Raw genomic sequence first — 13,364 nt, forward strand, 5'->3', positions numbered from 1 at the left:
ATTAATTTGTAACTTTTCGCTACACCTCGTCTAGGGGTTTTCTTTTGTTGTCGCGTATTTTTTTAAAATAGCTGGGCGTTAAGCCCGTTACTTTTTTGAATTGGTTGCTCAAATAGGCCACACTTGAATAGTTGAGTCGATGGGCAATCTCGCTGAGAGAAAGTTCGTCGTATACCAAGAGTTCTTTAATTTTTTCAATTTTTTGAGCGATGAAATACTTTTCAATTGTCTTACCTTCAACTTCGGAAAACAAGCTAGAGAGGTAGTTGTAATCATGTCCGAGTTTTTGACTCAAATAATCTGAGAGATTCATTTGAAGCTCATTATTCTGATAGTGGACAAGTTCCACAATAGTTGTTTTGATCTGGGCGATCAACTGACTCTTTTTGTCGTCAATCAATGCAAATCCCAAAGCCTCTAAACGCTGTGTTAGCGCAATTCTTTGAGCAGTGCTCAGTTCTTGTTCCAACTCGACTTCTCCTAATTTGATGGATGTACTCTTCAATCCCAATGCTTCAATTTCGTTTTGAACCATTAACGTACAACGGTGACACACCATATTTTTGATATACAATACTTCCATATTCTCCTATTCTTAGTTGAGTCCTTTCCTTTTTTCCAAAGGTAAAAGTAGCAAAAACAACTGACCTAAAAAAAGAAGCTCGCCCGTTGTTTACGAGACAAACACTTGTCAAGGCGTTGTTTTTGTATAAAATGAGCATAGCGCGATTGATCTTTCACCTTTATTGTCCTGACACAACAAACTAAAGGGGTATTTTAGTATATTTGTATCTTACATTTTTTTGAAAACACACTGATGAAGAACCCGCTCAACAAAGTAGGCATAACATTTGGGATTGTATTAGCATTGTATTACATCCTATTTAACTGCACCTTATTTTTTACTGACCAAACGCTATTTGCCAATAAATTTGTTGGCTTTTTCAATATGGCCATTATCATCATTATTGGCGTATTATGCGTATTTGCGGCAAAGCGAAAAATGGGGGGTTATTTGACTTTTCGAGAAGCGTTTACGCCTTTTTTGATTATGATTGCCATTGGAGTTACGATGAATTTCGTTTTGTACAATGTATTGTTTCAACTAGTTGACCCATCAGCTAAAGATGTCATCAATAAAGTACTACACGATATGTTAGTGGAAACTCTGAACAATTCGGGTCTACCGCAAGCACAGATTGACGAACAATTCGCCAAGGCTAAAGAGCTGAATCAATTTGAACCAAAATCACAGCTATTTATGTGGGCGGGTAGTATTTTGAGAAACTCTATTTTAGGGTTGTTATTGGCTGCAATTTTCAAGAATAAATCCGAATTTACTCCTCCACAACAAGAAGAAGAACAGGCGACAGCTGCTCCAAAAAACTAAAATATGAGTATCGAACTATCCATTGTTATTCCTTTGCTGAATGAGGCAGAATCGATTCCGGAGCTATACGCTTGGATTCGCAAGGTCATGCAGGAAAATGGCTATACCTATGAGATTTTATTTATCGATGATGGCAGTAGTGATTCCTCATGGACAATCATTAGCGCTTTATCTGAGCAGGACCCTTGTGTTAAAGGCATTAAATTTCAGCGCAACTATGGGAAATCGCAGGCGTTACACGCAGGATTTGCACAAGCAGAAGGCGATGTGGTCATTACAATGGATGCCGATTTACAAGACAGTCCGGATGAAATACCTGCTTTGTATCAGATGATTACACAAGATCACTTTGATATGGTCTCAGGATGGAAGAAAAAGCGATATGATTCGGTATTAGCGAAAAATCTTCCTTCAAAATTATTCAATTGGGCAGCGCGTAAAACGTCAGGTGTTCGCTTAAACGATTTCAACTGTGGCTTAAAAGCCTATCGCAATGAAGTGGTCAAGAACATCGAGGTCTCAGGTGAGATGCACCGCTATATTCCAGTTTTAGCTAAGAATGAAGGTTTTGATAAAATTGGCGAAAAAGTAGTTCAACACCAAGCGAGAAAATACGGGACCACAAAATTTGGTATGAGCCGTTTTATTTATGGCTTTTTGGATTTAATCACCATTTGGTTTTTATCTAAATTTGGCAAACGTCCCATGCACCTATTCGGCACCTTAGGTGTGATAACCTCCCTTATTGGTTTTTTAGCTGCTAGTTGCATTGGCGCGAATAAATTAATCAAGTTATACCAAAACAAGCCAGCCATCTTGGTTACACAAGATCCCTGGTTTTACATTGCTTTAGCCATGATGATCATCGGAACACAATTGTTCTTAGCTGGCTTTGTGGGCGAGCTCATTTTAAAAACAAAATCAAATACGAGTCGATATAAAATTGCTGCTTACAGTGGTTTAAACAGAACGCTAAATTAAAAGAAGATGCAAATAGAAAAAGAAATTTTAGCCAAGGTAGAACAATGGTTAACAGAACCCTTTGACAAAGAAACCCAAGCGATTGTTCAACAATTACTTGACCAAGATCCCATCCAACTGCAAGATAGTTTTTACAAAAACTTAGAATTTGGTACAGGAGGCATGCGAGGTATTATGGGTGTGGGAACCAACCGCATCAATAAATACACCCTAGGAAAAAACACACAGGGCTTATCTAATTTTATTAAAAAATCTTTTCCTAATCAACCCTTAAAAGTAGCAATCAATTACGATTGCCGTCACAACAGTCAGTCGCTAGCAAAAGTAGTAGCAGATGTATTTACGGCAAATGGTATCGAGGTGTATTTGTTTGGCGATATGCGTCCTACGCCCGAATTATCTTTTGCGGTTCGCTACTATGGATGTCAGGCAGGGATTGTTTTAACGGCGTCTCACAATCCACCAGAATACAACGGATACAAAGTATATTGGTCTGATGGAGGTCAAATTGTACCCCCAGAAGACGGAGCAGTCATTGATGAAATCAACAGCTTGACGTATGAACAAGTTAATTTCGCAGGTAATGATGCTTTAATCACAACTGTGGGAGAAGAATTAGATCGTGCTTTTGTTGAATCAACGATAAAAAATGCGAGTTTCAACACGGCTCAAGCGGTAAAAGACGAATTAAAAATCGCGTATACCTCTCTTCACGGAACGTCAATAAAATTAATTCCTAGAACCTTAAAAGAGGCGGGCTATAACAATGTTTATATTGTAAAAGAACAAGAGGAGCCCAATGGAGATTTTCCGACAGTAGAATCACCCAACCCCGAAGAACCAGAAGCCTTAACGATGGCCTTGGCCTTAGCAGAAGAAAAAGGAGCCGATATCGTTATTGGTACAGATCCTGATTCAGACCGTATTGGTATTGGTGTTCGCGATTTGGATGGACAAATGATTTTGCTAAACGGAAACCAAACCATGGTGATGATGACCGCCTTCTTATTGGAACAATGGAAAGTAAACAAAGGCTTCAAAGGCAATGAATTTATAGGTTCTACCATTGTTTCTACTCCTATGATGCTCGATCTAGCAGAGAGCTATGGTGTGGAATGTAAAGTGGGATTAACAGGCTTCAAATGGATTGCCAAATTCATTAAAGAATTTCCAAATCAACAGTTTATAGGTGGTGGAGAAGAGAGTTTTGGTTATATGGTTGGCGACAATGTACGCGACAAAGATGCCGTTGCTTCTGCTCTACTTGTTTGTGAAATTGCAGCGCTTGCTAAAGCTGCAGGAAGCTCGTTTTACCAAGAGTTAATGAATTTATACATCGACCATCGCTACTACAAAGAGCACTTGATTTCCCTTGTAAAAAAAGGAATTTCAGGAGCGGAAGAAATCAAACAGATGATGGTAGAATTACGCGAAAATCCATTGACAGAAATTATTGGTCAACGCGTGGTATGTGTGGAAGATTACCAAAGTAGTCAGGCGAAAAATTTAATCACAGGCGATACGGAATCCATCAACATTCCAAAATCAAATGTATTGATTTACTACCTCGAAGACGGCACAAAGATAGCGGCACGTCCTAGTGGAACCGAACCGAAGATTAAATTCTACTTCAGTGTAAACGAATGGTTGGATCGCTTGGAAGATATCAAAGCAGTTGAGCAATTCTTATCCGATAAAATTCAGTCTATCATAGACGAAATGAAACTGAACTAAACAGCATAGGAAAGACTGGTAAAAAAACCAGTCTTTTCTTTATTTTTGCTTTTTATATTTACCCTATATGAACCAATATTTTAAAAAGATCATCCACTTCGCTAAGCCGTATAAATCGTACGCTTATCTGAACGTTGTATTCAATATCCTCTATGCCCTTTTTAGTGCCTTAGGTTTTTTGGCGTTGATTCCCATGTTAACTGTTTTATTTGACGATGGAAAAAAAGTCATTGAAAAACCAATTTATACAGGAATAGGTCATTTAAAAGAATATTGCTCAGACCTCATGTCTTTTTATCTCACGCAATATACTTCAGAGCACGGTGCTCAATATACCTTGATGATTATGGCCTTTGTTGTCATTTCTATCTTCTTACTCAAAAACTTATTCAACTATTGGGCGATGTATTTTATTACATTCCTGCGCAATGGCGTATTAAAAGATATCCGCAATGCGATGTACAAAAAGTCAGTGGATCTTCCGTTGTCTTTTTTCTCTGAAAAACGCAAGGGAGATGTAATTTCAAGAATGACGTCTGACGTATTGGAAATTCAGCATTCCTTTTTATCGATACTAGAGGTGTTGGTTAGAGAACCCCTAACGATTGTATTCACTATTATTGGTATGTTTGCCATCAGTACTGAATTGACCATCTTCGTATTTATCTTTGTCCCTATTTCGGGAATTATCATTTCCAAGGTTGGAAAAACACTGAAGAGAAGTTCACAAAAAGCTTCAGAAGAACAGGGGTATTTCTTGTCTATTATTGAAGAATCACTCTCTGGGTTAAAGGTGATTAAAAGTTTTAATGCTGAGAAAAAGTTCAATAAAAAATTTCAAGATTCTACGCAATCGTTCTATGAATTAAACAATACAATCTTAAATCGTCAAAACTTATCTTCTCCTTTAAGTGAGTTCTTAGGTATTGTGACGATTGCTGTCTTGTTAGTTTATGGGGGACATCTTGTATTGGGAGAAAAAACGTTAACTAGTTCTGCTTTTATCGCTTATATTGGAATGGCGTATAATATATTAACACCAGCCAAAGCCATGTCAAAGGCGTCCTATTCACTAAAACGTGGAAATGCGGCAGCAGAACGAGTGTTGGAAGTTTTAGAAGAGCATAATCCAATTACTAGCCCGGAGAATGCTATCCAAAAAACGAGTTTTGACAAGGAGATTTCCATTGAAAACATCAGCTTCAAGTACGAAGATGACTTGGTTTTAAAAGACTTCAGTTTAACGATTCCCAAGGGAAAATCTGTAGCTTTAGTTGGACAATCTGGAAGTGGAAAAAGCACATTAGCCAATTTATTGACTCGTTTTTGGGATATCAATACAGGAGCCATTAAGATTGACAACGAGGACATTCGCAACATGGATTTACACAGCTTGCGTAGCTTGATTGGTTTAGTAACCCAAGACAGTATTCTATTCAACGATTCAATCAAAGCCAATATGTTAATTGGCAATGAAGGGGCGACAGATGAGGAAATCATTGCTGCCTTGAAAGTCGCTAATGCCTATGAGTTTGTCCAAGACTTACCTGGAGGAATTGACACCAATATAGGAGATTCAGGAAGTAAATTATCTGGAGGGCAGAAACAGCGTTTATCGATTGCGAGAGCGGTTTTGAAAAACCCACCGATTATGGTGCTAGACGAAGCAACTTCGGCTTTGGATACGGAAAGCGAAAAACTGGTTCAAGACGCTTTAGAGAACATGATGAAAAACAGAACTTCCCTTGTTATTGCACACCGTTTGTCTACTATTCAAAACGCAGACTTAATCGTTGTGATGCAGAAAGGAAAAATTGTCGAACAAGGCACACATGAAGAATTGATGAAACAAAATGGCACGTATACGAAACTCGTATCCCTGCAATCCTTTGAATAAATAACCTAAATCAACCCGCTTTTATATCATTTAACAGCGGGTTTGTTTTTTTATCTCAATTTTAAGAGATATCCTTAGGACTTTTCGTACCTTGTATATTTGCGCTTTAATCTGATGTACAAGTCGATCGATTAACCCAATAATGCTATGGAAACACTACATTCCCCTCAAGTCATTCCCTCTATTTTAGACAATGACTTTTATAAATTCACGATGCAGCATGCGGTAATTAAACAATTTCCCTATGCAAAAGCTGCTTATATTTTCATCAATCGCGGTCAACATAAGTATCCTGCGGGCTTTGCAGAAGCGTTGCGCCTAGCTGTTGATGAAATGGCAAAACTCAAATTAACCAAACAAGAAAAAACTTTTCTGCAGGTGACTTGTCCGTATTTGGATCCGACCTATTTGGATTTTTTACAGGGGTACCACTTCGATCCGTCTGAAGTAGAGATCACCCAAGATGGAGAGGACTTAGAAGTAGCGATCAAAGGCTATTGGTATCGCGCGATTCTATGGGAAGTGCCTTTAATGTCAATCATTTGTGAACTATATTACAAAATGACGGGCTTAGTGCGCGAGGCAGACGACATCATTCGCACAAAGACCAAAGAGAAAATTGAGAACTACAAAAAGCTAGGCATTACCATTGCTGAATTTGGTACGCGACGCAGGCATTCGTATGGCGTGCATCAAGTCGTAGTAGAAACCTTACAACAATATGGAGGTGGAACCTTTATTGGAACGAGCAATGTGCATTTAGCCATGAAATACGGCACCAAACCCATTGGAACACATGCACATGAATGGTTTATGTTCCACGCTGCTAAATACGGCTTTAAAATGGCTAATTCCATGGGATTAGAACATTGGGTAGATACCTATAGAGGCGATTTAGGAATCGCCTTGACCGACACCTATACAAGTAAGGTGTTCTTTGAATCTTTTGACAAAAAATTCGCCAAATTATTTGATGGAGTACGCCACGACAGTGGGGACCCGATTGATTTTGCAAATCAAACCATCGAGCATTATAAGAAGATGAATATCGATCCGCTGTCGAAAACCATTATTTTTTCGGATGGATTAAACCCTGAAAAAGTAGAGCGCATCGCGACCTATTGCAAAAATCGCATTGGGATGTCCTTCGGTATCGGTACCGACTTCACCAATGATGCAGGCCTACCCGCTCTGAACATCGTGATAAAAATGACGCAAGCCTATCCAGAAGGCGGGCCTTGGACTGATGTAGTCAAGCTATCTGATGAACCAAAAAAACATACAGGAACCCCTGAAATGATTGATCTCGCTCAGCGTTTATTGGATATTCCAACCGCATAAAGCAATTACTTCACTTTGACTGTGAAGATTTTGAATGAAAATACAATATATTAGACATAAAAGTCTATTTTTGCAAAAAATTTAATTTTAGAACAAATGGCAACGAACAGAACTTTTACAATGATTAAACCTGACGCAGTAGAAGCAGGTCACATCGGTGGAATCCTTAACATGATTACAGAAGCAGGATTTAAAATTGTTTCAATGAAGTTAACTCAGTTAACTGTTAGAGACGCACAAAAATTCTACGAAGTACACGCTGAAAGACCTTTCTATGGTGAATTAGTTGAATTCATGTCAAGAGGACCAATCGTAGCAGCTATTTTAGAAAAAGATAACGCTGTTGAAGATTTCAGAAAATTAATCGGAGCAACTAACCCTGCTGAGGCAGCGGAAGGGACTATCCGTAAAAAATACGCTAAATCAATTGGAGAAAACGCTGTTCACGGATCTGACAGTGACGAAAATGCAGCAATCGAAGGTGCATTCCATTTCTCTGGTAGAGAGCAATTCTAATTCGTTTAGAATAAAAAATAAGATAGAGGGTGTCCCAAAAGGTCACCCTCTATTTTTTTTTATATCTTAAACTAGTACTAACCAATAGAGTAAAACCAAAAGCTATACCGTATTTACCATTCTTTTTATAAAACTACCTGCACATGGCTTATCTCATTTCATTCAAGTCCAGGTGATTATCCTCTCAAAAAAAATACAGCCATATACATGCCTAAATAAACCATCTGTTTTAATAAAAAAATAATATTTTAACACGAATATTTTTCATATATCAATTTCTAAAACTATATTAGATTGATTTATCAATTGTTCAATTTATTTTATAATGAAACAAAAATATTCGTACTGCATGTATTTTATTTCAAACTTTAAATAAGCTTTACTCTATTCCCTCTAGTTGAGTTGGTTTAGCTTTTTTTTGATGTAGGCGTTGCAGTTCATTTTTACTCTACTCTTCGTTTAATCAAAATTTTCTATTATGAAAACGGTCCACCTCAAGCTTTTTTTTCCTAGAAATTGGTATCATGCCAGACGGCTAAAGATTTATCACAAAAGCGAATTAATTGCCTACATTATGCACGGTGATTCTCTTGAAATCTACCTTCCTGATGAGGCGACATCCATTCATTGGAAGCTCGATTACTTTAGAAATACGATTGCTTTACCTCAACAACAAGATCCTATTTATCTCCTACTGTTTATGGATGTAGGAAAAGGGCTCATCCAACTGTATCGAAAAACGCTAAATTCACGTTGTATTCAAGGTAAAGTTGTGACAGCCGAAGAATTTGAACATAGCACTAGTGCTACAATCTATCAAAGTCATTTGGAATGGCTTCCTATCGCTCGATTAGACAAATCCAATCTTTATATCGGACTACTCACAGCTAGTATTACATTGTTCTACTCCGTCTATAGTAAAACCGAATGGAGAGCGATTTTATTCTTGTTAGGAGGAGGAACTATACTATCATTTTTAATTCTTCTTTTTGAAAAAGACAAGATTACTTTAAGCGATTACAAAAATAGAATGTGGGCAACGGTAGGTAGTTTTGTTCTTAGCATTCTCCTGATTCCGGCTAAGGATTATGTCGTTCAAATACTATTACTCATCCTAACAATTGGTTTTACCCTTCGTTTCATACAACATACGCAAAAGCTAAGGACTAATTAATTCGATACTAAATCTCCCATAAAAAGGTCCTAATACACTATGTACCAGGACCTTTTCTACTATTCGTTAACGCTGTATCTCAACTGCTTTCCGGTTGACAAACTAAGAAACTTTCATTAAATCTCAGCTAACCTTTAAAACAAGCTCAACTCTAATTGATTGACAAAGTCATACAACATATGATAGCCTACTACAGAGTTTCCATGTTCATCTAAAGCAGGATTGAACACGCCGATTCCAATCTTATTTGGTACGCTAACGGCAATTCCCCCACCAACGCCTGATTTACTTGGTAACCCTACTGTTCTAGCATATTCACCGCTAAAATCATACATTCCTGCAATAAGCATTTGCGCTTGAATTAAACGCGCTAAATCGCGGTTGTAATAGGTTGTATCTCCGTCGAAACGCGTACAACCTACAGTTCCCTATACAAAAGAAATACGATTTTGAGCTAACAATAGCTATCAATAAAAAAACAATTACACAAATAAAATAAAAACAACCAACATATATAGATTTTAAACAAATACTATTATTTTAACAATACAAAAGACAAAAACAGTAATAATAACTACTAAATTAGATGTAATTCACAACCCACTAAACACATTTATCATGAAAAAAATTCTAATTTACTTAGTTGTATCGAGCTCCTTACTCGGCTGTTCAAATGATTACAAAACCAGTGAACATATTGCCCCATCATCCTCAAAAGTGTTCTTAAAAAAAGACAAATCGGTAGGTCAAATGCATAATGATTTACTTCATCTTTTTGAACAAGCTGAACGAGCAGGACAACAACTTGTTGATCCTACAAAAAACGAACTATCTGACGCCATGATTAGTATAATCAATAATTATTTCTTAGAACAAGGATCAGAACCAAATGTATTTTCAGAGATGCTCCAGGAAATTCCAGACATAACACAACATCTAAATTTACTTGTACAATCAACAGACAATCTTCAACTTTTGCGAGAACAACTGCAGGCTTTTTATACTACATCCTTACCTATAACTGTCCAAACACACGCATTAACTATTTTTGATGCAACGAGTAAATATGAAGGCACCACCTCTATTTCTTCAGAACTTGACAAAATAGCTACTGCGATTAAGACCGATGAATCCCTTAGTTCTGAATACCAAAAACAACTCTTAGATGCTATATCTATTGCTGAATATTCTAATACTTACTGGCATCCCTCCAATTCATCCATATTAGACAGAAGAAATCTTTTCTCTTACTATGCAGGGGCTGATACTGCAGGTGCTTTAGCTATGATTCAAAGTGGCGCTGTTGCCACAGCATCTACTTTGACTATTGGCGCTGGAGGTTGGGGTGGTTTAGCTGTCCTAGTAGGCGGTGCAGCTTTCAGTTCATTTATGGCCTCCCGTTAACTTAAAAGTAAAAGATGAAAACAGTACATATCAAGATTCATTTTCCTTACAATTTATGGCAATTTCGAAAAATAAAATTATTTGAAAATAAAAATATAATTGCGAAAATCATATCTGAAACGGAGCAAACGATTCAAATAAATGATGAAACAGCTACGTTAGTTGTAGCAATTGATATTTACAGAAGCAAGATTCCGATTCCGCTTAATCAAGAAGAAATATTTTTAATTATTTACACAAACCTTTATTATGGGGGACTTCTACGTCTTACTTTTGATTCCTTAAATCTAAAAAGGATTCGCGGCAGGATTGTCTCTCAAGAAGTTTTTGAAAACAGCACAAGTACGACTATTTATCAATATGTCCAAGAATGGCTTCCTATCGCTCGATTAGACAAATCCATTCTTTATATTGGACTGCTAACAGCTAGTATTACATTGTTCTACTCCATCTATACTCAAACGGAATGGAGGGAGATTCTATTCTTGTTAGGAGGAGGAACTATCCTATCGTTTTTAATTCTTCTTTTTGAAAAAGACAAGGTTGCTTTAGGCGATTACAAAAATAGAATGTGGGCAACTGTAGGTAGTTTTGTTCTTAGCATTCTCCTGATTCCGGCTAAGGATTATGTCGTTCAAATACTAATACTCATCCTAACAATTGGTTTTACCCTTCGTTTCATACAACATACGCAAAAACTAAGGACTAGTTAATTCGATACTAAATCTCCCATAAAAAAGGTCCTAACACACTATGTACTAGGACCTTTTCTACTATTCGTTAACGCTGTATCTCAACTGCTTTCCAGTTGACAAACTAAGAAACTTTCATTAAATCTCAGCTAACCTTTAAAACAAGCTCAACTCTAATTGATTGACAAAGTCATACAACATATGATAGCCTACTACAGAGTTTCCATGTTCATCTAAAGCAGGATTGAACACGCCGATTCCAATCTTATTTGGTACGCTAACGGCAATTCCCCCACCAACGCCTGATTTACTTGGTAACCCTACTGTTCTAGCATATTCACCGCTAAAATCATACATTCCTGCAATAAGCATTTGCGCTTGAATTAAACGCGCTAAATCGCGGTTGTAATAGGTTGTATCTCCGTCGAAACGCGTACAACCATTGGCATAGAAATAGCCAATTTTAGCTAAGTCTTCTGCAGTTACTTCAATAGAACACTGCTTGAAATAGTTGTCTAATTTAATTTCTTCCCCTTCGATTAAACCATTGTTTTTCAATAAATAGAAAATTCCTCTGTTGCGGTGTCCTGTCTCTTTTTCAGAAAGGTAAACCGCTTGGTTGATGTCAATGGATTCGTTTTTGGTAATATAGCGAATCATCTTTAAAATCTTTTGGTAGGCAACATCGCCCTCTCCTTCAATGAAAGCGGTTGTTAAAATTGCCCCTGCATTCATCATAGGGTTTAAGGGTTTTCCTGCCGTTTCCAAGTTGGCATAGTGATTAAACGCTTTTTCAGTACCGTAATACCCAATGCGTTCATACAGCGCTTTTTCGCCTTTTTCTTGTACGGCAATCATCAAAGCGATGACTTTTGAAATACTCTGAATAGTGAATTTTGCTTCAACATCACCCACATTGATAATTTCCCCATTCTCTTTTACTACAGAAAAAGCAACGGCTTTTGCATTTGCTTTTCCCAATTCTGGAATATAATCTGCTACTTTCCCCTCTTTGTAATACTGGTGATTTTGACTTGCAATTTGCTGCATCATCTCCTTTGTAATTTGCGTGTCCAACACTGTTTTACTTTCTTGTGCCACACCTGGACTAACCTGACCTATTCCTACCAACATAACCAATAGTACTCTTTTATGTAATTTTAATCTATTCATCGTTTTACTGCGTTATTCATTTATATTTTTTGATCGAATTACCTTGCCAGAGGCCGTTTCTACAAAAAGCGGAACAAACTGTATTTCTTTGGGTTTTTCATATTTAGTTAAGTCGTCAAACACATCAGCTGCTAAAGTGTAGGGTTGACTTTCGATCACTAGTACAACAATAGTTCCAAAGTAGGGATCGGCTTTTCCGGCAATAAAAAAGCGCGACGGTATTTTCGCCGCTAATTTTTCTTCTATTTGCTCTGGGTATAGTTTCACTCCTCCACTGTTGATTACATTGTCAAAGCGCCCTAACCACTCAAATCGGCGATCATCAATTTGACGTACTAAGTCGTTGGTCACGATGCGCGTACTGCTTATACTGGGAATATCAATAAGCAAACAACCGCGATCATCGGTTTGAATACAGGCATGTGGAAGTACTTCAAAATAGGGATTTCCTATTTTTTTTGCAGCCATATGCGTAATTGTTTCCGTCATTCCATAGGTTTCGTAAACTTGTGTACGTAAGCCAATTAGTTTTTGTGCCAATACAGGCGATACTTTTGCTCCTCCAATGATTAAAATGTCTATTTGTTCTAGCACGTCTACACTATTTTCCACCTGCATGGGTACCATAGCGACGAAAGTGTAGTGGGTTGAGCGACCTTCCAACGGACGAGCCGTTGGCCTGCAAACATCCAATTCCCATCCAAATAGCAAGGCACGAATAAACATTAGCTTCCCTCCAACAAATTGAGGTCCCATGCACAAGAGCGCTTTGCTACCAGCAGGAACATCAAAAAAGGTAACCGTTGCAGTTGCTGAAGCTACCATTGCTTTTTTGGGCAAGTGGACGATTTTAGGTGGTCCAGTAGTCCCTGAAGTACGTTGTACAACGTACTCCTTCTCGTCAAACCAATCCAAGATAAGCTGTCCCAATTCTCTTAGGTACTCCTCTGAGGTGGCTCGCATTGCGTTTGCTTCACTTAAAAGAGAGTCGAGCGTATGCCTCACGCCATTTAGTTTGAATTGAGGGTGAATATCGTAATGATCCATAACATATCTATTCAA

Annotated in this window: 12 protein-coding genes and 1 pseudogene; 9 read left to right on the forward strand and 4 right to left on the reverse strand. The window is 37.7% G+C overall.

Annotated elements, in window-relative coordinates; genetic code table 11:
* Window positions 1-19 precede the first annotated feature (19 nt).
* Window positions 20-583, reverse strand: a complete 564-nt coding sequence (locus tag H4K35_RS08665; protein WP_182627057.1) for an AraC family transcriptional regulator — start codon at window positions 581-583, stop codon at window positions 20-22.
* Between the two features lie 234 nt (window positions 584-817).
* Here H4K35_RS08665 and H4K35_RS08670 point away from each other — a divergent pair, with 234 nt between their 5' ends.
* From H4K35_RS08670 to H4K35_RS08700, 7 genes are all read left to right on the forward strand, one after another.
* The gene (locus tag H4K35_RS08670) at window positions 818-1,390 is read left to right on the forward strand and encodes a DUF4199 domain-containing protein (protein ID WP_182627059.1); all 573 of its coding nucleotides are present in this window, start codon (window positions 818-820) and stop codon (window positions 1,388-1,390) included.
* 9 nt (window positions 1,391-1,399) lie between these two features.
* A complete protein-coding gene (locus H4K35_RS08675) occupies window positions 1,400-2,371 on the forward strand; it encodes a glycosyltransferase family 2 protein (RefSeq protein ID WP_182627187.1) in 972 nt (323 codons plus the stop codon).
* A gap of 6 nt (window positions 2,372-2,377) precedes the next feature.
* A complete protein-coding gene (locus H4K35_RS08680) occupies window positions 2,378-4,105 on the forward strand; it encodes a phospho-sugar mutase (protein WP_182627061.1) in 1,728 nt (575 codons plus the stop codon).
* A 67-nt stretch (window positions 4,106-4,172) separates the two neighbouring features.
* The gene (locus H4K35_RS08685) at window positions 4,173-6,002 is read left to right on the forward strand and encodes an ABC transporter ATP-binding protein (RefSeq protein WP_182627064.1); all 1,830 of its coding nucleotides are present in this window, start codon (window positions 4,173-4,175) and stop codon (window positions 6,000-6,002) included.
* Window positions 6,003-6,149: 147 nt separating this feature from the next.
* Entirely contained in the window at window positions 6,150-7,343 is a 1,194-nt protein-coding gene (gene pncB, locus H4K35_RS08690) for a nicotinate phosphoribosyltransferase (RefSeq protein WP_182627066.1), read from the forward strand.
* 96 nt (window positions 7,344-7,439) lie between these two features.
* Complete coding sequence (locus H4K35_RS08695) at window positions 7,440-7,859, forward strand: nucleoside-diphosphate kinase (RefSeq protein WP_002986848.1); 420 nt, start codon at window positions 7,440-7,442, stop codon at window positions 7,857-7,859.
* Between the two features lie 478 nt (window positions 7,860-8,337).
* On the forward strand, window positions 8,338-9,033 hold the full coding sequence (locus H4K35_RS08700) for a hypothetical protein (RefSeq protein WP_182627068.1): 696 nt from the start codon (window positions 8,338-8,340) through the stop codon (window positions 9,031-9,033).
* A 134-nt stretch (window positions 9,034-9,167) separates the two neighbouring features.
* Here H4K35_RS08700 and H4K35_RS08705 read toward each other — a convergent pair.
* Window positions 9,168-9,449: pseudogene (locus H4K35_RS08705) on the reverse strand (glutaminase); the annotation flags it as partial.
* A 202-nt stretch (window positions 9,450-9,651) separates the two neighbouring features.
* Here H4K35_RS08705 and H4K35_RS08710 point away from each other — a divergent pair.
* Both H4K35_RS08710 and H4K35_RS08715 read left to right on the forward strand, forming a co-directional pair.
* Entirely contained in the window at window positions 9,652-10,437 is a 786-nt protein-coding gene (locus H4K35_RS08710; RefSeq protein ID WP_182627070.1) for a hypothetical protein, read from the forward strand.
* A gap of 14 nt (window positions 10,438-10,451) precedes the next feature.
* Window positions 10,452-11,150, forward strand: coding sequence for a hypothetical protein (locus H4K35_RS08715; RefSeq protein ID WP_182627072.1), 699 nt, complete (start codon window positions 10,452-10,454; stop codon window positions 11,148-11,150).
* Between the two features lie 135 nt (window positions 11,151-11,285).
* On the opposite strand, the gene glsA is transcribed toward H4K35_RS08715, so the two are convergent.
* Both glsA and H4K35_RS08725 read right to left on the reverse strand, forming a co-directional pair.
* On the reverse strand, window positions 11,286-12,302 hold the full coding sequence (glsA, locus tag H4K35_RS08720; protein WP_182627074.1) for a glutaminase A: 1,017 nt from the start codon (window positions 12,300-12,302) through the stop codon (window positions 11,286-11,288).
* Window positions 12,303-12,314: 12 nt separating this feature from the next.
* Complete coding sequence (locus H4K35_RS08725; protein ID WP_182627076.1) at window positions 12,315-13,349, reverse strand: AMP-binding protein; 1,035 nt, start codon at window positions 13,347-13,349, stop codon at window positions 12,315-12,317.
* Window positions 13,350-13,364 lie beyond the last annotated feature (15 nt).

Source organism: Myroides sp. NP-2 (genome assembly GCF_014145665.1).
Lineage (GTDB): Bacteria > Bacteroidota > Bacteroidia > Flavobacteriales > Flavobacteriaceae > Flavobacterium.

Bases quoted from the DNA above. Each gene is read 5' to 3' on its own strand.
- H4K35_RS08665 (WP_182627057.1), bottom strand. From the start codon at position 583: ATGGAAGTATTGTATATCAAAAATATGGTGTGTCACCGTTGTACGTTA.
- H4K35_RS08670 (WP_182627059.1), top strand. From the start codon at position 818: ATGAAGAACCCGCTCAACAAAGTAGGCATAACATTTGGGATTGTATTA.
- H4K35_RS08680 (WP_182627061.1), top strand. From the start codon at position 2,378: ATGCAAATAGAAAAAGAAATTTTAGCCAAGGTAGAACAATGGTTAACA.
- H4K35_RS08685 (WP_182627064.1), top strand. From the start codon at position 4,173: ATGAACCAATATTTTAAAAAGATCATCCACTTCGCTAAGCCGTATAAA.
- pncB (WP_182627066.1), top strand. From the start codon at position 6,150: ATGGAAACACTACATTCCCCTCAAGTCATTCCCTCTATTTTAGACAAT.
- H4K35_RS08695 (WP_002986848.1), top strand. From the start codon at position 7,440: ATGGCAACGAACAGAACTTTTACAATGATTAAACCTGACGCAGTAGAA.
- H4K35_RS08700 (WP_182627068.1), top strand. From the start codon at position 8,338: ATGAAAACGGTCCACCTCAAGCTTTTTTTTCCTAGAAATTGGTATCAT.
- H4K35_RS08710 (WP_182627070.1), top strand. From the start codon at position 9,652: ATGAAAAAAATTCTAATTTACTTAGTTGTATCGAGCTCCTTACTCGGC.
- H4K35_RS08715 (WP_182627072.1), top strand. From the start codon at position 10,452: ATGAAAACAGTACATATCAAGATTCATTTTCCTTACAATTTATGGCAA.
- glsA (WP_182627074.1), bottom strand. From the start codon at position 12,302: ATGAATAGATTAAAATTACATAAAAGAGTACTATTGGTTATGTTGGTA.
- H4K35_RS08725 (WP_182627076.1), bottom strand. From the start codon at position 13,349: ATGGATCATTACGATATTCACCCTCAATTCAAACTAAATGGCGTGAGG.